Raw genomic sequence first — 17456 nt, forward strand, 5'->3', positions numbered from 1 at the left:
GATGCTTCCCCCTCACCCAACACACCATATTACCGAAAGATTCATACTATTATTACATTAACTATATCAAATAACTTCCATTTCATGCAATATAATTGTGAGAAAGTACTATTTACCTAAAAGCTTCATTATCCGAAAATGAATAAAACCACTTTAGAAACCTTGAAACCCTCCGAATAATAAACTCATATAGCTGGTTATGATGGTCATCCAATTAAAGAAAAGGAATACTCCCATAATAATCATTATTGCTCCGCCAACTTTTACAATTTTTGCACTGTGTCTACGTATCCATTGCAGTTTTCCAATAAAAAAGGAAAGAACGAAAAATGGGATGGCAAATCCTAAGACATAGGCAACCATATAGATTACTGCGGACCCGGGATTCGAAACAGTTAAAGAAAAAAGTGCTACTAGAATTGGGCCTGTACAAGGAGTCCATCCAGCTGCAAAAGCAATACCAATCAAAATGGAGCCGACAAAGCCAAAAGGGCGGCTTTTAAAATGATATTTATGCTCCTTCATCATAAATTTCGGGTTCAAAAAACCTATAACAACTAATCCAAAAAAGACAATGAGGATTGCACCAATCTGTCTAATCAGATTCTTATAATCGCGAAAAAGATGTCCAATAAATGAACCGCTGTACCCTAAAGCAATAAATACAATAGAAAAACCTAATATAAAGCATAGGGTATGAAGCATACTTCTCTTTTGTAGCATGGCATTTTCCGTTTTAAGTTCATTAACGGACATTCCAGTTATGTAAGAAATAAATGCCGGATAGAGTGGCAAACAACAAGGCGAAATAAAACTTAGAAAACCAGCTCCAAGAGCTAGAAAAAAATTCAAATCCACATTAGACATATATCACAACTCCTGCTAATTATCTGACTTTGTCAGTAAAAGATCAAATACACAATCTCCTTGGTTATCGTTGTACGGAATTCGTAAAATCAACGATTCCTCTTATATTTTACCAAATTTATGCTAAATAAATGAATAGGTAACATGTGACGTTTTTATGGCACTCCGCTTTTTTTACAATTAGGAAAAAGAACTTCTTTTTGAAAAAGTGTAAAAGAATGGTTATACTATTAATAATCTATTATTTTTTCAAAATGTTTATATTGTCACTCTATTAATGAAAGGAACACAGCCGTGTCAAAAGATCAACTTTCCATCCTAATAGAAAAAAAACGAGCTGAATTAATAGAAATGGTTATGATTGAGGGACTGCACTCTCCAAATACAATTCTTTATAGTCAAGAATTGGATCAATTACTGAATCAATATAACGAAATTTACATTGTTAAAAGGACATCTTCCTCTCTTGTTACAAATAAAAGTTCATAATCTAGTACTGAATAAAAAAACGAGTGATAGCAACCACTCGTTTTTTTTAAAAGTATATGTTTACTACTGTAAATTTATTTAACAAATTAATCTCTGTCTTGCTTCTACGCTTTTCTTATATGCTTTGCTCTAATTCGGCCATTCCGTTCTGTAATAAATACATTTTATGATACAGTCCTCTTTTTGCAATTAATTCTTGATGTGTGCCTCTCTCTACTACCTCGCCCTGATGTAGCACCAATATTAAATCTGCATCCTGAATGGTGGAAAGGCGATGGGCAATCGCAATGGTAGTACGACCTCTACGCATTTTCTCTAAGGCATCCTGAATTAATTCTTCCGTTTCCGTATCTATGTTTGCTGTTGCTTCATCCAAAACTAAAATTTTTGGATCTGTTGCAATGGTTCTGGCAAACGCTATTAACTGACGTTGACCACTAGAAAAAGTGGCACCACGTTCTACAACCTTATGGGAATAGCGGTCATCCATTTTCTCTATAAAGGTATGTGCCTGCACAAATTTAGCTGCCTCTTCAATTTCTGAATCTGTAATTGCATTATTATGAAGACGAATATTGTCTTTTATCGTACCGTAGAATAAAAACGGATCTTGAAGTACTAACCCCATTTTGTTACGTAATTCCGACATGGGGTACTCTTTTATAGATTTTCCATCAATGATTATTTCTCCTTTTTCAAACTCATAGAACCTCATCATTAAATTAATAATAGAGCTTTTTCCGCTACCAGTATGCCCTACTAAAGCTACGGTTTGACCTGGCTTAGCAACAAAGGAAATATTTTTTAAAACTTCACGCTTTCCATCGTAGGAAAAGCTTACATTTCTAAATTCAATCTCGCCTTCTACAATTTTTAATTGTTTTCGGTTCTCTTGAATAGGTGCTACTTCCTGCTCATCCATTACTTTAAAAATCCTCGATGCTGCTACGATAGCTTGCTGAAACATAGACAAGCGAAACATCATTTGATTGACAGGTTCAAAAAATCGATCTAAATAGTTAACAAATGCATATAATACACCAATTTCCACTGTATGTTGGAACGATGTTATACCGAAAAAGCTTAAAACAATAATTAAAGCAAAAACATAGATTAAATCGATGGCCGGTCGAAGTAATAATCCATCAATCTTAATATTTCTCATTCCAGCTTTATAATGCTTTTCATTTATTTCAGCAAATTCATCTCTAAGTCTCTTCTCTTGTCGAAATACTTGGATAATGGACATCCCTTGCAGAGACTCATTTAATTTGGCATTCAACTGACTTAGTCGCTCGCGCATTTCCTGGTAAAATACTGAGCTAAATTTTCGATATAGTACCATAACATAGAATATTAATGGCAATATACATAAACAAAATAATGCGAGCTTTGTATTTAAAGAGAACATAGCAATAAAAATACCTACTAATAAAAAGCTGCCCTGGATAAAGGTAACCATTACATTTACAAACATATCAAAGATAGCTTCTGTATCATTCGTAATTCTTGAAACAATACTTCCCGCGGGTGTCTTATCAAAATAACGCATTCCTAATGTTTGCACCTTGGAATACACATCAATTCTCAGCTGCTGAATAATTTTGATGGCGATTTCCTGAAACTTAAAAATTTGAAAATAAGAAATAACAACTTTAAATATTTGGATCCCAATATAAAGACATGCTAAAGTAACAAGCGGCTTATATGGAAAATGATGCGGGGTTAAATAATCATCAATAAATCGTTGGATAATAATTGGTCCATATATATCACCCAAAGTCGCTAGCAATAACAATGTAAAAGCGAATATAATAATCTTTAAATGGGGTTTTGTATAACTCATTAGTCGAAATAATACTTTACGTTGTTCCTTCCCGGACATTGATGTCATCTTATCCATTTCATTATCCCCCATGCTCCACAAGTTCTTCAAGCTGTTGACGGTCATACATTTCTTTATACCAGCCGCCTTTATTGATTAGCTCATCATGATTACCACGTTCAATAATTTTTCCCTCATCTAAAACAATAATCATATTCGCATGCTTAATAGCACTTAAACGGTGAGCAGTAATAATTGTCGTTTTCCCAGTTCTTTCTTCCTTTAAAGATTTTAATATAGATTCCTCTGTTTTTGCGTCAACCGCAGAGAGAGAATCATCCAACATCAATACCTCTGGGTCCATAATTAACGCTCTTGCAATCGAAATTCTTTGTTTCTGACCACCTGATAGGGAAACACCTTTCTCTCCCACAATCGTATCGTAGCCATCTGTAAATTCGACAATATCATCATGAATATGTGCTAATTTAGCCGCATCTACTACTTTCTCTTTTGACATCGATGGATTGGTAAACGCAATATTTTCTCCAACAGTAGCGGAAAACAAAAAATGATCTTGAGGTACATAGCCAATGGAATGACGAAGACTATCCATTTTATAATCCTGAATAGAATGTCCTCCAAATTCTATTTTCCCTTTGTAACCTTCAAATTCACGAATCAATAGCTTTAACAATGTCGTCTTACCAGCTCCAGTTTTTCCGACAATCCCTAAAGTTTCCCCTTGATTAATGGAAAAGAAAATATCTCTTAATATCTCTTTTTCCTCATTCGGATAACGGAAAGATTCTATAGCATATGAAATAGAGCCAGATGGAATTTCGTTTAATGCATTTGGTTTGTCTTTAATTTCAACCTGTTCCGCTAATAGTTTTTTTACACGATCATTAGATGCTCTTCCACGTTCCATAATATTAAAAATACTTCCGAACGCAAGCATTGGCCATGTTAGTAACCCGATGTAGGTTGTAAAGGATATTAAACCGCCTATCGTCAATTCATGATTAATCACTAATCGTGAACCAAAAATAATCGATAAAAAGAATGATATAGCAATGATTATCGAAATAGTCGGATCAAAAAGGGCATCAATCCTTGAAACAGATATATTTTTCTTTACGACATCATCCGATTGCTTGATAAAGGATGCGATATCATCTTTTTCTTGCCCAAAGGTTTTAATAACCTTAATTCCATTTATACTTTCTTGCGTTTTGTCATTTAAATCAGAAAACGCCGCCTGTGCCTTATGAAATCGCCTATGTAAAATTGACCCATAATAGCTAGTCAGAATGGCCATTATAGGCATCGGAATCAATGCAATTAGCGTCAATTTCCAGCTAATTGTGACAGCCATTGCAATAATAACGGAACCACCAGTCATAATAGAATCAACTAGTGTTAAAACCCCGCTTCCCGCTGTACCTTGGATAGCTTGAAGGTCATTGGTTGCATGAGCCATTAAATCCCCTACACGATTTTTTTGATAAAAGGATGGGGACATATTGGTAAAATGATGAAAAAGACGGTTGCGTAGAACGCGGGCAAGCTTATAGGAAGAACCAAATATCATGATTCGCCAATAATACCTTAATATATACATAGCTAAAGCTACGACAACCAAAACAAACACCCACTTGCCAAGCAGTATGGGGGTAAGTTTATTATCTTTAATTTCATCTACAATATAACCCACCACTTTAGGTGGAACTAACTGCAAAATAGCGACAAACGCTAATATAGATATTCCAACTATATATGGTTTTTTTTCTTGCTTAAAAAACCACATTAAATCCAAAAACACTTTCATTTCTTTTCCCCCGTCAGTTAAACATTGTCTGAATTTACAAATGCTTTCTAATTTTATCAAATATTCTTTCATTCGAAAAGTAGGGAATAGGACACTTTTAGTTGATAAAAAGGAAAATAATATTTCATTTTGATTATGGCAACTGAATAATTTTCGAAACTTTACACAATCTATGCCTGAGGTGAAAAAAATGGAAAATCAAAATTTCAAAGAAAATCTTTCCAATAGCAACGATAATATTATGGAAACGGTAAACGAAACATTTGAGAACATAGCTCAGGATGCTAAAAGTGATGTCCATACAGATAATCAAACGAGTCAACAAAGTAATCAAAATATAATTAATACAATTGATGAAGTAGTAGAAGAATTCAACAGTAATAATCCCTGGAGAGATTAATAAAAAAACACTATTTCTGTTAGGAAATAGTGTTTTTTTATACTATAAGTGAATCGGGAATTCACTCTTTATCCTAATATACTTCTTATTAGGATGCATTATTTCATTTGTTTGTTCATCGCATTCATCATTTGATTGATTTTCTTCTGGGATGGTTTCATACCCATTTGTGTCATCATCATTTTAAGCATTTGTTCATTAATTGGTGGATTTTTCTTTAAGTAGTTCATCATATATTTTCGTGCTATGAAAAATCCAATGGCAATTCCTACAAGTAGTGCCACGACGATTAATAAATATCCCCACCAGGCCATTGCTTTATTTCCTCCTTCATGTTGTCACATTTCAGTGTACTAAATCCTCAACCATTATACAATATTTCATTTATGTTTCAAACGAATTTACGCTCTTTTATCGGTTTTATCCATCCAAAACGCTCATTTTCAATATCAATTGCGAGTAAACGTCCATCAAATTTTCTTAATGCTTCTAAAAAAATTGATTCGGAATCATAGTTTCCCCATGCTTGTATTAAAAGTTTTTGCTCTTCCAATTGAAACTCCACTCCGTTTTCATGAGTATTCCCTTTCATATGATATTTTCTTCCGTCCCAAATTAACTCATTCTTCTTTGCCAGAGATTGATTCATTAAATGATGAATACTTAATATAGGAAGAGGTTTTGTGATATATTTTATTTGTTTTCTAATAATTTCTTTTAGATTCCCACTTACATATAGGTATTGGAAAAATAAATCATAGAACATTCTTTCTCTTCCATAATAGTATTCTGCTACTTCCTTTTCAATTGAATAGATTTGATAGGATCTCATGAAAAATCTCACTCCCGAGTTTTTCTTTCCTATCATTATATAGAAAGAGTAGTGCATTTATTGTCATAAGTTGTTTAAAAATTTTGTTTCTTTTGTCGAAAAAAGACAGAAATCAGAATACCCGTTATATTTTCACATTATCATTAAAACTCTTTTATTTTATAAACTATTCAAAGTCAATGTTGAATGATCGAGTTTATTGATAAAAAGGGACACCATCATACTCTGTTTTCATTAACAGCTCTGAAACCGTGACCATTTCGTATCCAGCTTTCTTTAATTGGGGTAAAATAATTTCTAAAGCTTTGACTGTTCGACTACGGTCGCCACCTCCATCATGCATTAATATGATATCTCCAGGCATTGTGTCTGATAATATATTTTCTGCAATTTTTGATGCCCTTAGTTCTTTCCAGTCTCTAGAGTCCTGATTCCATGTCCAAATAATTACTCGATACCCCGCTTCCCTTGAAGCTTGGATAATTTGTTTATTATAATATCCTCCTATAGGGCGAAAGAATGCTGGGCTTAATCCAGTTGTTTCTTTAATAATTTTTTCTGTCTTTTCCATCTCATGTAACAAATGCTTCTTGGACAAATTGGCTGAAAAATGATGGCTATATGTATGATTAGCAATTTCATGTCCTTGCTTTGCTTCATCCTGCACTATTTCTGGGTATTCCCCTACATGTTCCCCTATAACAAAAAAAGTAGCTTTTGCATTATACTTTTTTAAGAGCTTTAGTATTTGAGTGGTATATAATGGATCTGGACCATCATCAAAAGTTAATGCAACAATTTTTTTAGTTGTCCTTGCATTCCAAATAGCATCGCCAGTTTTTTCAAACTCAAACCTCTTAGTCGATTTGGAAAGAACTGTACCGTTATCAAAAAGTGTAATAGTGATAAAAAGTATTACAATTATCCATATTTTTTTCATAAAGTAATCCTCTCATATACAAAGAGTCATTTACTTTAGATTCCCTTATTTCATCACTTAATATGTCTTTTAAAAAATGGAAAAAAATTTTATATTGAAATCATTCCTTAAGCAAAAAAACACGCATAAATTGCGTGTTTTTTGCTGGATCAAATTCTTATTTTTGAAGTAATGCCTTTATACGACCTACAACATTTTCAACGGTAAATCCGTATTCTTCCATAATTTTTCCGCCTGGCGCAGAAGCACCAAAACCTTCAATTGCAAGGATTTCTCCTTCATCTCCTACATAGCGATCCCATCCGAATGGGGCAGCCATTTCAATAGCAAATCTTTTCTTCACAGATTTCGGAAGAATAGATTCTTTGTATTCTTTACTTTGTTGTTCAAAACGATCCCAAGAAGGCATACTGATGACAGAAGCATCGATATTTTCTTTTTGAAGTACGGCTTGTGCTTCAACTGCAAGATGCACTTCAGAACCTGATGCAAGAATCATCACATCTGGAGTTGTCTTTTGAGACGGAGAAACGATATATGCTCCCTTTTCTACGCCAGTTTGTGCATTTTCTTCTGTTAATTTTAGTGTTGGTAAACCTTGTCTTGTTAAAACTAATGCTGTAGGTTTATCCTTTGATGTTAATGCTGCTCTCCAAGCTGCAGCCGTTTCATTACCATCCGCAGGACGGATAACAGAAATATTCGGCATCGCCCTTAAAGCTGCTAATTGTTCGATCGGTTCATGTGTCGGACCATCTTCACCAACTGCAATACTGTCATGTGTAAATACATAAGTAACAGGCAATTTCATTAATGCTGCAAGACGAATCGCAGGTCGTAAATAATCAGAGAAAACAAAGAACGTTCCGCCATAAACTTTTAATCCGCCATGAAGAGCCATCCCATTCATAGCTGCTCCCATCGCAAACTCACGAACTCCAAACCAGATATTTCGACCATCATAAGATTCCGGTGTGAAATCTTTTTCACCTTTTATCATTGTATTATTGGAACCGGCAAGGTCAGCAGATCCTCCAATAAAGGTAGGAACATTTTTGGCAATGGCATTTAAAACCTCACCACTTGATGCACGGCTTGCAAGGCTTTTGCCCTCTTCATAAACAGGAATATCCTTATCCCAATCTTGAGGAAGTTCCCCATTTAAAGACTGCTCTAGTTGCGAAGCTAGCTCAGGATATTTATTTTTGTATTGCTCAAATAATTGATTCCATTCCTCTTCTTTTTTTGCTCCAGCGTCTACAATTTTTTCATTAAATCTGTCGTAAACCTCAGATGGAACATGGAAATCTTCTTCGAATGTCCATTTATAAAATTCTTTTGTCAATTTTAATTCATCAGCACCAAGTGGAGCACCATGAACTGCGGATTTTCCAGATTTATTTGGAGAACCATATCCGATAACGGTTTTAACCTCAATCATTGTAGGACGAGTAACATCAGATTTCGCCTCTTCAAGTGCCTTAGCAATTTCCTCGAAATTATTACCATCCTCTACACGAATATATTGCCATCCGTAGGATTTAAAACGGCCTTCAACACTTTCTGAAAATGACTTATCTAAATCACCATCTAAAGAAATATCATTAGAATCATACAATACTACTAATCGACCTAATTTCAAATGTGCAGCTAAAGACGCAGCTTCACTTGAAATTCCCTCCATTAAATCGCCATCACCACAAAGTGCATATGTATAATGATTAATTAATTCAAAATTATCCTTATTATAAACACCTGCAATATGACGTTCTGCCATTGCCATCCCTACTGCCATTGCAATACCTTGACCCAATGGACCTGTAGTTGCTTCTACTCCATCAGTATGTCCATATTCCGGATGACCTGGTGTTTTGCTTCCCCATTGACGGAAATTCTTCAATTCATCCATGCCCAAGCCATATCCGGAGAGATGAAGTAAACTATATAAAAGCATAGAACCATGGCCAGCGGATAAAACAAAGCGATCACGATTAAACCATTTTGGATTCTTTGGGTTATGATTCATAAAACGAGTCCATAAAGTATACGCCATTGGAGCTGCCCCCATAGGTAAACCAGGGTGACCCGAATTTGCCTTTTCAATTGCATCGATGGATAGTGTTCTAATAGTCGTAACGGCTAATTGATCTGTATTATCAAACAAATTTCATGCATCCTTTCCTAAATAAAATATATTATCACTGTATTATTATCTTATGTTTAGTACATTAACTCAATAAATTATCATCTATTTTTCATAAATAATTATTAAATCCCAGATGGAACTAGTATTTGAAGCAATAAATTTATTAGACCTAGCATTTAATGGAGTTTTTTATTTTGAAGATCACGAACTTTTTTAGGTGTTACTTCGTCACCATTCGGGTCAAACACCCTGACCTTCTCTATTGTATTTTTCATAGATGAACGAAAAGAATCTAGATATTCTCTTCGTAATTTTGATTGTTCTTTCGCTTCCTCCTTGCTCAAACCTTGCTCCTTCGATTTTTTTGCAAGTTCATTTATTCTCGCTATTTTCTCTTTTGATAGCATAAAGTTACTCCTTTACAGAAGGATAAATATCCTGCCTTTAATCAAAGTAATGTTACTAAAAAAAAAGCCCTTTTTCAAGAAAAGAGCTTTAAAACGTTTGTTATGCTACGATTATAATGTTTGCGTATAATCTTGAAATCTTCTATGCACAGTGGCTTTTGATACATTATAGCCAAAACCTCGCATTGTGGCGGCTATTTCTGCAAACGTAAGGCCATTATTCCTTAATCGGACAATCTCCTCAATAGGGACATCCTTCCGTTCTCTTCCTAATGCATTTCCATTACCATGCAAATTTTTTTCGGGATGATACCCTTTTGCCACTGCTCTTCTCATCCCACGTTTTATTTTTAAATTATGTAATTTACGTTGGTACTCCTCTACCATACTGACGATACTCAGAACCATAGAATCCGACTCAGAAAGCTCTAACTCACCATTATGGTCTAAACTAAATACTTTTACATTTTCTTTATTTAAGCAATGAAGCAATGCAATCTTTGCATTACCCCTTCCAAGTCTTGTTTCATCTTGAATAATAACGGATTCAATTTTATTTGTTTTAATGTTGTCTAACATCTCAAGCACACCTGGCCGATCTAATTCATAGCCGCTAGCTTGATCATGGATAACATTAACAACGGTAAGATTCCATGCTTTTGCAGCTGAAAGCAATTCTTCTTCCTGACGTGCTAAGGATGTTTCTTGTGTTTGTTTTGTTGTACTGACTCGACAATAAATAACTGTATTCATTCATATTACCTACTTTGCATCTGATGCTAATTGTTGTATGTTGTATTCTTTGCTTTTGGTTTTAATTGGAATTATAATGGTCTGTCCTGACTTTATATTTGTAGAAACTAAATGATTTTCATTTTGTACCCATTTAATAAAGTCTGACTTAGTCATACCATTTTCCATTTTATATGTATTTGCTATCGACCACAATGACTGGCCATCTGAAACAGTAATATGCGTATAGTTGTCGGAATGATCATCTAATTGAAATATCATGGTGATTCCGAGGATAAATGAAAGGATAACTAGAATAATAGCATATGAATATTTTTTCCATAACAATGACATTTTACATCCCTCTTTCGAATATATGTTCGCTTTATTGATTTTATTATAATAAGAACATTAGTTTGGTGTCAATATTTTTTTCGAACTTATGTTTGTATATCTGGAAATGTAATGCTATAATGGAATTAATAAAAAGTCGAATTTTCGATTGTTGAGGTGTTAAATATGACAAAACTTTCTAAAAGGCAACAAGATATATTGGATTTTATCAAGCAAGAAGTAAAGCTAAAAGGCTATCCACCATCTGTTCGCGAAATCGGAGAAGCCGTCGGCTTAGCCTCCAGTTCAACTGTACACGGCCATCTTTCCAGACTTGAAAGCAAAGGATTAATTCGTAGAGACCCAACCAAACCAAGAGCGATAGAAGTTCTAGATTTAATGAATGATTCAATCCCTCAGCAAATAGTAGTAAATGTACCTTTAGTAGGAAAAGTTACGGCCGGAATGCCAATAACAGCTATAGAAAACGTTGAAGAATATTTCCCTTTGCCTGAACATTTAGCACCTGGCGATGAGAATGTATTTATGTTGGAGATAGTTGGGGAAAGTATGATTGAGGCAGGCATATTAGATGGAGATTATGTTATAGTTCGCCAACAGCAGACTGCAAACAACGGTGATATAGTGGTGGCAATGACAGAAGAGGACGAAGCAACGGTTAAAAGATTTTTTAAAGAAAAAGATTATATTCGTTTGCAGCCTGAAAATTCAACAATGGAACCGATTATTTTACCAAATGTAATTATTTTAGGAAAAGTAATCGGACTATATCGACAAGTAATTCATTAAAAGAAAAACCCAAAAGGTTAGAAATACATTTCTTGCCTTTTGGGTTAAATAATATTTTAGTAGACTTATTTATCACTTTTCGCCATATTTTTGGTTCCACTATATAATCCGCTTGCGGATAAACCTAGCATTAAACCAACAATTATTCCTTGTTTTATACTAGTTCCTAAATAAAATATTCCAAATAACAGTCCTAGGATTACAGCTAAGAATGGCGAATATTTTTTTGGCAATCCTGCTCTCTTAAATAACTCCACCACCCCAAGAATTAACGGAATAATGGCAACATCATAGATCTCAAACACTTTATACCACCTCCGGTTTTCTCATAATATTATCTTATGCTCGTCCCCTATACCTTGATGATTTCTCTTAAAATATTTTATTATTATTTTGACTTTAAGCTTGTACATTCAACCAAAATAATAAACATTAATCTTCAAATAAGATTATGGGAGTTTGGCCGCCAACTTATATATAATCCAATGATAAAAAAAAAGCGCCAAATACAAGGCGCTATGTAACTCAATTGTTTTTTAATTGTTGTTTGATGGCCTCATCTCTCTCGCCGCCATCTGATAACTCTTCGGAAAACTCATGTTCTTTTTGTTCGTTAGAAATAAACTTGGAGGACTTCAATACTTCCGATGGAATATTATTATTAGGAGCCGCATCATCATTCCATTTCATATACTTTCACTCCTTTTCTTTTAGTATTTGCTGTAAATACAAAATCATGCACTTATCATAATAGAAAAATTAGGAGTTTATTATTGCTGTAATATTCGAACCTAATTGAACCCCTCTAAACACCAGTGGTATCAAGGGGGGCATCTATTCTTACATGCTTAATTAATGTATTCTTTCCCAAGAAGAAAATTGCGTACAAGAACAAGTTTTTATCTCAAACAATTTAAGGATAGAACCTTACATTTTTCCCATTAAGAAATTTTTCGACGATTTAGTAAGTCCTAGAAAAAAGAACAATATTTAATAATATGAACAATACTACAATTAATACGAAGGAACTTCTGTTGAATTACAATAAAGTTGTTTATTTTTAAACCGCCAAATGCGTATTCCCCGTCCATTTTAATGGACGGGGAAGAATAAAGTTTTTTAATTTTTAGATTAATTATCGAATAACACTTTAAACAAGTAACAATAAAGTCGTTTAAATTTTGGAGTTATAAGCCCTTCCAAGTGAGGATGGGTTAAAAAATTTAATTATTCGTGTATTCCTCTTTAAGTATGCTGTATATTTCTAAATCAACAACTCCTTTGTCTGACCATAAAGAAGCTTGTCTTAACAATCCTTCTTTCATAAATCCGTTTTTCAAGAGGACTTTCTTTGAGATCTCGTTTGCAGGCATCACCTCTGCTTGAATTCTGTTAATATTAACTTCTTCAAATAAAAATTTTACTAACGTATGAACGGATTCGGTTGCAATGCCCTTACCCCAATAATCTTCTGCCAAATAATAACCAATAGTTACCACGTTCACTTTTTGGTTAAAGTCCATAGATTCCAAAATTCCAACCAATTTATTACTTTGATTCTTCTGAAAGATACCCCACTTGACTCTTCTTTTTTTATCGTAATCCTTATCAAAATGACCAATCATCTTACTTACCGTTTGTAAGTTATGTCTGGGAATCATTCCGCAATATTTGAATACTTTGTCATTGTCGTAAATCGAATATAATTCTTGTAAGTGTACCTCTTCGATTTTTTTTAATATCAGATTCGTAGATTCCAATACTGGAAAACCCGCGAAAACTTTTTCAATATTTATGTTACTTCCTCCCTTAGGTTAAACCTCAATTGGTATGTAAATCTTCATTTTCATTTCATTCGGAATTGCAGAATTTAAGACATCCGTTATTCCTTATTTGTACTGAAAACATTCCTAAACAATCTGGCCCAATTCTTGAGTAAACCTACTTGTTATCGCTTCTCTTCTTAAAGGCTTCTACTCCTAACTCAGAGTCACTATTCGATAATACTTTTTCAATGGTTCCCTCTTTCGGAGTTGAACTTATTAAAGTCAGTTTTTAGCATTCCGAATACAATACTATCGGTCCACTCATTTTTATTCCAAAAGTCTTGTATAAAGTGAGCTTCTTTTCTCATCCCAACCCTTCTACATAATTTTTCTGATGCTGTATTTCGTGCATCTAGATTCGCTTGAATACGGTGGACTTGTACAACTTCAAATAAATGGTTTATTAGTGCAATAACAGCCTCTGTTGCATATCCTTGTCCAGACACAGATTTTGAAAATGTATAACCAATTTCAACAGTATCTTTCATATCTGTGTACCTAATAGATAAATCGCCAATTACTTTACCGTCCATTAAGACCGCTAAGCTCAAGGCATTTTCCTTTGTTAATTGATTATTATTTAATTTCTTATCAAATTCCCTTTCTTTATTTTCATGGGTCCATTTATCATGCAAAAGATATTGACATGTTGAGTCATCATTATAGATATCATAAACGTCATTCAGATGATGTTTTTCAAATGTTTTAATCAGTAGCCGGTTAGTTTCAATTTTCATTAAATTACCTCCTTAAGACAGGAATATCCATACGAATATATGGCACAACTTTTATATTCAATTATGCAACAATTTGGCCATTATTGGAATAAAACGTTTGAAATTTTTAAACAACTTTATTGTCATTCAACAACTGCCACCATAAGTTGTTCCGCCATAGCTATAACCAGATCCACAATACATAAGTTTTTCACATCCAATATATTAATTTTATAACCATTGTTTCATTAATAAGCTCTGCCAGTGGAAGATGTACCTACTATGATAAGAAGAATAAACAATACTACTATATAAGCTAAAGCTACTCCCATTCCTGAAGCTCCTATCTAAACACCTCCTACTCATAAAATGGATGCTATCAGCTTCTCCACTATTAAAATATGTAAATTCTAATGCTATGGAATGGACAAACGGTATAAAATAATAGAAAATCCATGTTTGTCTAAAAGATTTAAGCTCAATGAGCAAAAGCGTATGCTATAAAACATACGCTTTTTTGGAGGTGATCTTTATGGTGCCAGTGGAGGATATGGCTAATATAAATTATGTAAAACATTATTAATCTGTTTGGACGAGTGTATAAGTAATTATAGATTTTAAATAAAATATATGAATGGCCATAGTAAAAATACACTCCGTATTAGTCCTATTATAATTTCTTTTTTAACAAACGGGAACTATTTTACGCAGTTAAAAGAACTCAAATATGCTGATATTCTTATATCCTTAGTCGGTAAGCCGCAGTCTTTATCTTCTATATCTACACTAATCCACAGGTCCAATCGCTAAAACATTATTTTTGCTAAATGTGCGAAAAACTAGTTTCGTGTGAAGCAATAAGCACTAATAAAATTTTCCCTGACTTTTTCAGCCTTAACTAATTAAGGTTTTGAGATGTAAGTGCTTATCTTAGATTTAGATAACGCAGTAAGGAATTAATACCACCTTATGTTATTAATATTGTAATGTTTTTTATGAAGAGTTTATTTAATGATAGATGAACTAGGGTTAAAATATCAATTTTTAAAATTTTTCACTTTCAATATTTACTCGTCCAAACTGTTTTTTCATTTATGCATATTTTATATTATCCGTATCCTCTATAAGCACATATATAACACCTCCAAAAAAAGCGTATGTTTTATAGCATACGCTTTTCTCTAGTTAAGGCAAAAATCTATTAGACATATTGAGGATTTATCTATTATTTTATACGTTTGTCCATTTCAAACTAATCAAATTTACATAGTGTATAAGAGGGTAACTTATCGTTATCCAAGTATTATGCAGGGGGTGTTAAGTATGGGAGGAACTGGAATGGGATTTGCTTTAATTGTAGTATTGTTCATTCTGCTTATCATTGTAGGAACTTCTTTCTCTGGAGGCGGTTATTAAATTCCAAAATCGTAACAAATATTTAAGATGCCGGAGGTGAGTAATAGATGTATTGCGGATCTGGTTATAGCTATGGCGGAACATCATACGGTGGAAGTTCTTTTGTTTTAATCGTAGTATTATTTATTTTGTTAATCATTGTATTATCTACATGGTGTTAATATTTAGACTATCAAATCCTACTTTAAGGACAGATGATTCTGTCCTTTTGTTTAATCGGTAATTTAGTATAGAAAGGAGTGGAAATATGAATCCCATGATGAGATTCCGAGGGGAACCAGTTGAAGTCAGAATGCGTGATGGCAGAACGTTTAGAGGAATGATGGATGGGGACCCGCCTCCAGGAGGATTTTTTATACGAGATGGTTTTAGGAGAAGATTCTTTTCATTTTTCGCTGTTGCCTTCGTCTTTTCGTTCCGAAGAGGAAGGCGGATATTTTAGAAAACACATCCACATTCACTGACTATTTAATATGATAAGCCCCTCAACACCGGTAGTGTCAAGGGGCTTCTCTATTAAAACTGTTGCATATATTGTTCTCTTTCCCATGGATGGACTTGTGTTCTAAACATATCCCATTCAATTTCTTTCGCTTCAAGGAAATGTTCTAGTATGTGACTTCCAAGAGCACTAACCATTACTTCATCAGATTTCAATTTATCTAATGCTTGAATAAGAGTTCCTGGTAAGTCAATAATTCCAGCTTCTTCTCTTTCTTGTTTATTCATTACATAGATATTACGGTCAACAGGAGCCGGAGCCTGTAAACTATTTTTAATTCCGTCTAATCCAGATTTCAATAATACGGCCATTGCAAGGTATGGATTAGCAGCCGGATCCACGCTACGAACTTCCACACGTGTACTTAAACCGCGTGATGCTGGAATTCGAATAAGCGGGCTGCGATTTTGAGCGGACCATGCAACATAGCAAGGTGCTTCATATCCCGGAACTAATCGTTTGTATGAGTTAACAGTAGGATTTGTTACTGCAGTAAAGTTTGGTGCATGTTTGATAACTCCTGCAATAAATTGATAAGCAACATCGCTTAATTCTAATTCTCCATTTGGATCATAAAAAGCATTTTTGCCATTCTTGAATAAGGAGAGGTTAGAATGCATACCAGATCCGTTCACTCCAAATAATGGTTTTGGCATAAATGTTGCATGTAATCCATGCTTGCGAGCAATCGTTTTTACCACTAATTTAAACGTTTGAATATCATCACAAGCCTTTAAGGCATGTGCATATTTAAAGTCAATTTCATGTTGTCCTGGAGCAACCTCATGATGGGATGCTTCTACTTCGAATCCCATTTCTTCTAACTCAAGCACGATATCACGACGGCAGTTTTCACCTAAATCTGTAGGTGCAAGGTCAAAGTAACCACCATTGTCATTTAATTCAAGGGTAGGCTCACCTTTTTGATCTAATTTAAATAAGAAAAATTCTGGTTCAGGTCCAAGATTGAAATCAGTAAACCCTAGTTCTTCCATTTCCTTAAGAATACGTTTTAAGTTATTGCGCGGGTCTCCTTCAAATGGAGTTCCATCAGGATTATATATATCACAAATTAATCGAGCAACTTTTCCTTTTTCAGCAGTCCATGGAAATACAACCCATGTATCTAAATCAGGATATAAGTACATATCTGATTCTTCAATTCGAACAAAACCTTCAATAGAAGAACCGTCAAACATCATTTTATTATCTAATGCTTTTCCTAATTGATTTACAGGAATTTCAACGTTTTTAATCGTCCCTAAAATATCTGTAAATTGAAGACGAATAAATTTAACATTTTCTTCTTTAGCAATACGGACAATATCTTCTCTGCTATACCTTGACACCTTGAATGTCCTCCTCTAGGATAAATAAATTTTTA

Annotated in this window: 21 protein-coding genes and 1 pseudogene; 5 read left to right on the forward strand and 17 right to left on the reverse strand. The window is 33.9% G+C overall.

What is annotated here, in order from left to right; genetic code table 11:
- Positions 1–153 precede the first annotated feature (153 nt).
- Complete coding sequence (locus NSQ59_RS16050; protein ID WP_340832306.1) at positions 154–867, reverse strand: cytochrome c biogenesis protein CcdA; 714 nt, start codon at positions 865–867, stop codon at positions 154–156.
- Between the two features lie 294 nt (positions 868–1161).
- On the opposite strand from NSQ59_RS16050, the gene NSQ59_RS16055 reads away from it, so the two are divergent.
- A complete protein-coding gene (locus NSQ59_RS16055; RefSeq protein WP_055740258.1) occupies positions 1162–1356 on the forward strand; it encodes an aspartyl-phosphate phosphatase Spo0E family protein in 195 nt (64 codons plus the stop codon).
- A gap of 115 nt (positions 1357–1471) precedes the next feature.
- Here NSQ59_RS16055 and NSQ59_RS16060 read toward each other — a convergent pair whose 3' ends face one another.
- Both NSQ59_RS16060 and NSQ59_RS16065 read right to left on the reverse strand, forming a co-directional pair.
- Positions 1472–3259, reverse strand: a complete 1788-nt coding sequence (locus NSQ59_RS16060; RefSeq protein WP_340832308.1) for an ABC transporter ATP-binding protein — start codon at positions 3257–3259, stop codon at positions 1472–1474.
- Positions 3260–3263: 4 nt separating this feature from the next.
- Positions 3264–5012, reverse strand: coding sequence for an ABC transporter transmembrane domain-containing protein (locus NSQ59_RS16065; protein ID WP_340832309.1), 1749 nt, complete (start codon positions 5010–5012; stop codon positions 3264–3266).
- Between the two features lie 190 nt (positions 5013–5202).
- Between NSQ59_RS16065 and NSQ59_RS16070 the strand changes: the two genes are divergently transcribed.
- On the forward strand, positions 5203–5412 hold the full coding sequence (locus NSQ59_RS16070) for a hypothetical protein (protein WP_340832310.1): 210 nt from the start codon (positions 5203–5205) through the stop codon (positions 5410–5412).
- 98 nt (positions 5413–5510) lie between these two features.
- Here the strand turns inward: NSQ59_RS16070 and NSQ59_RS16075 are convergent, their stop codons facing one another.
- From NSQ59_RS16075 to yneA, 7 genes are all read right to left on the reverse strand, one after another.
- Positions 5511–5726: a YneF family protein gene (locus NSQ59_RS16075; protein WP_055740308.1), complete on the reverse strand. Its 216-nt coding sequence runs from the start codon at positions 5724–5726 to the stop codon at positions 5511–5513.
- 77 nt (positions 5727–5803) lie between these two features.
- Positions 5804–6244 carry a sporulation inhibitor of replication protein SirA gene (sirA, locus tag NSQ59_RS16080; RefSeq protein WP_055740309.1) on the reverse strand — a complete coding sequence of 147 codons (441 nt, stop codon included), beginning with the start codon at positions 6242–6244 and terminating at the stop codon, positions 5804–5806.
- A 196-nt stretch (positions 6245–6440) separates the two neighbouring features.
- The gene (locus tag NSQ59_RS16085) at positions 6441–7184 is read right to left on the reverse strand and encodes a polysaccharide deacetylase family protein (protein WP_340832311.1); all 744 of its coding nucleotides are present in this window, start codon (positions 7182–7184) and stop codon (positions 6441–6443) included.
- A gap of 157 nt (positions 7185–7341) precedes the next feature.
- A complete protein-coding gene (tkt, locus tag NSQ59_RS16090) occupies positions 7342–9348 on the reverse strand; it encodes a transketolase (protein ID WP_340832312.1) in 2007 nt (668 codons plus the stop codon).
- A 158-nt stretch (positions 9349–9506) separates the two neighbouring features.
- Entirely contained in the window at positions 9507–9737 is a 231-nt protein-coding gene (locus NSQ59_RS16095) for a DUF896 domain-containing protein (RefSeq protein ID WP_055740313.1), read from the reverse strand.
- Positions 9738–9848: 111 nt separating this feature from the next.
- Positions 9849–10490 carry a YneB family resolvase-like protein gene (locus NSQ59_RS16100; protein ID WP_055740314.1) on the reverse strand — a complete coding sequence of 214 codons (642 nt, stop codon included), beginning with the start codon at positions 10488–10490 and terminating at the stop codon, positions 9849–9851.
- Positions 10491–10499: 9 nt separating this feature from the next.
- The gene (gene yneA / locus NSQ59_RS16105) at positions 10500–10823 is read right to left on the reverse strand and encodes a cell division suppressor protein YneA (protein ID WP_055740315.1); all 324 of its coding nucleotides are present in this window, start codon (positions 10821–10823) and stop codon (positions 10500–10502) included.
- A gap of 165 nt (positions 10824–10988) precedes the next feature.
- Between yneA and lexA the strand changes: the two genes are divergently transcribed.
- Positions 10989–11612 (forward strand): transcriptional repressor LexA, encoded by a 624-nt coding sequence (gene lexA / locus NSQ59_RS16110; protein ID WP_055740316.1) that lies wholly within the window; start codon positions 10989–10991, stop codon positions 11610–11612.
- A 65-nt stretch (positions 11613–11677) separates the two neighbouring features.
- Here lexA and NSQ59_RS16115 read toward each other — a convergent pair whose 3' ends face one another.
- The 6 genes and pseudogenes from NSQ59_RS16115 to NSQ59_RS16135 all read right to left on the reverse strand — a co-directional run bounded on the left by NSQ59_RS16115 (position 11678) and on the right by NSQ59_RS16135 (position 14486).
- Entirely contained in the window at positions 11678–11917 is a 240-nt protein-coding gene (locus tag NSQ59_RS16115; protein ID WP_055740317.1) for a hypothetical protein, read from the reverse strand.
- A gap of 220 nt (positions 11918–12137) precedes the next feature.
- On the reverse strand, positions 12138–12302 hold the full coding sequence (locus tag NSQ59_RS16120; RefSeq protein WP_163258629.1) for a hypothetical protein: 165 nt from the start codon (positions 12300–12302) through the stop codon (positions 12138–12140).
- 271 nt (positions 12303–12573) lie between these two features.
- Positions 12574–12642: pseudogene (locus NSQ59_RS27970) on the reverse strand (YjcZ family sporulation protein); the annotation flags it as partial.
- 193 nt (positions 12643–12835) lie between these two features.
- A complete protein-coding gene (locus tag NSQ59_RS16125) occupies positions 12836–13408 on the reverse strand; it encodes a GNAT family N-acetyltransferase (protein ID WP_055740318.1) in 573 nt (190 codons plus the stop codon).
- Between the two features lie 215 nt (positions 13409–13623).
- Positions 13624–14175, reverse strand: coding sequence for a GNAT family N-acetyltransferase (locus tag NSQ59_RS16130; RefSeq protein ID WP_055740319.1), 552 nt, complete (start codon positions 14173–14175; stop codon positions 13624–13626).
- 227 nt (positions 14176–14402) lie between these two features.
- Positions 14403–14486, reverse strand: a complete 84-nt coding sequence (locus tag NSQ59_RS16135; protein WP_083489359.1) for a YjcZ family sporulation protein — start codon at positions 14484–14486, stop codon at positions 14403–14405.
- A gap of 1006 nt (positions 14487–15492) precedes the next feature.
- Between NSQ59_RS16135 and NSQ59_RS16140 the strand changes: the two genes are divergently transcribed.
- Complete coding sequence (locus NSQ59_RS16140) at positions 15493–15570, forward strand: YjcZ family sporulation protein (RefSeq protein ID WP_161809284.1); 78 nt, start codon at positions 15493–15495, stop codon at positions 15568–15570.
- A 47-nt stretch (positions 15571–15617) separates the two neighbouring features.
- Positions 15618–15731: a YjcZ family sporulation protein gene (locus NSQ59_RS16145; RefSeq protein WP_083489361.1), complete on the forward strand. Its 114-nt coding sequence runs from the start codon at positions 15618–15620 to the stop codon at positions 15729–15731.
- A 355-nt stretch (positions 15732–16086) separates the two neighbouring features.
- Here NSQ59_RS16145 and glnA read toward each other — a convergent pair whose 3' ends face one another.
- Positions 16087–17421 carry a type I glutamate--ammonia ligase gene (glnA, locus tag NSQ59_RS16150; RefSeq protein WP_126649888.1) on the reverse strand — a complete coding sequence of 445 codons (1335 nt, stop codon included), beginning with the start codon at positions 17419–17421 and terminating at the stop codon, positions 16087–16089.
- Between the last annotated feature and the right edge of the window lie 35 nt (positions 17422–17456).

It is taken from the genome of Margalitia sp. FSL K6-0131, from assembly GCF_038008735.1.
GTDB lineage: Bacteria > Bacillota > Bacilli > Bacillales > Bacillaceae_C > Margalitia > Margalitia shackletonii.

Coding starts and splice junctions, on each gene's coding strand:
- NSQ59_RS16050 (WP_340832306.1), bottom strand. CDS start 867: ATGTCTAATGTGGATTTGAATTTTTTTCTAGCTCTTGGAGCTGGTTTT.
- NSQ59_RS16060 (WP_340832308.1), bottom strand. CDS start 3,259: ATGGATAAGATGACATCAATGTCCGGGAAGGAACAACGTAAAGTATTA.
- NSQ59_RS16065 (WP_340832309.1), bottom strand. CDS start 5,012: ATGAAAGTGTTTTTGGATTTAATGTGGTTTTTTAAGCAAGAAAAAAAA.
- NSQ59_RS16070 (WP_340832310.1), top strand. CDS start 5,203: ATGGAAAATCAAAATTTCAAAGAAAATCTTTCCAATAGCAACGATAAT.
- NSQ59_RS16075 (WP_055740308.1), bottom strand. CDS start 5,726: ATGGCCTGGTGGGGATATTTATTAATCGTCGTGGCACTACTTGTAGGA.
- sirA (WP_055740309.1), bottom strand. CDS start 6,244: ATGAGATCCTATCAAATCTATTCAATTGAAAAGGAAGTAGCAGAATAC.
- NSQ59_RS16085 (WP_340832311.1), bottom strand. CDS start 7,184: ATGAAAAAAATATGGATAATTGTAATACTTTTTATCACTATTACACTT.
- NSQ59_RS16095 (WP_055740313.1), bottom strand. CDS start 9,737: ATGCTATCAAAAGAGAAAATAGCGAGAATAAATGAACTTGCAAAAAAA.
- NSQ59_RS16100 (WP_055740314.1), bottom strand. CDS start 10,490: ATGAATACAGTTATTTATTGTCGAGTCAGTACAACAAAACAAACACAA.
- yneA (WP_055740315.1), bottom strand. CDS start 10,823: ATGTCATTGTTATGGAAAAAATATTCATATGCTATTATTCTAGTTATC.
- lexA (WP_055740316.1), top strand. CDS start 10,989: ATGACAAAACTTTCTAAAAGGCAACAAGATATATTGGATTTTATCAAG.
- NSQ59_RS16120 (WP_163258629.1), bottom strand. CDS start 12,302: ATGAAATGGAATGATGATGCGGCTCCTAATAATAATATTCCATCGGAA.
- NSQ59_RS16130 (WP_055740319.1), bottom strand. CDS start 14,175: ATGAAAATTGAAACTAACCGGCTACTGATTAAAACATTTGAAAAACAT.
- NSQ59_RS16135 (WP_083489359.1), bottom strand. CDS start 14,486: ATGGGAGTAGCTTTAGCTTATATAGTAGTATTGTTTATTCTTCTTATC.
- NSQ59_RS16140 (WP_161809284.1), top strand. CDS start 15,493: ATGGGATTTGCTTTAATTGTAGTATTGTTCATTCTGCTTATCATTGTA.
- NSQ59_RS16145 (WP_083489361.1), top strand. CDS start 15,618: ATGTATTGCGGATCTGGTTATAGCTATGGCGGAACATCATACGGTGGA.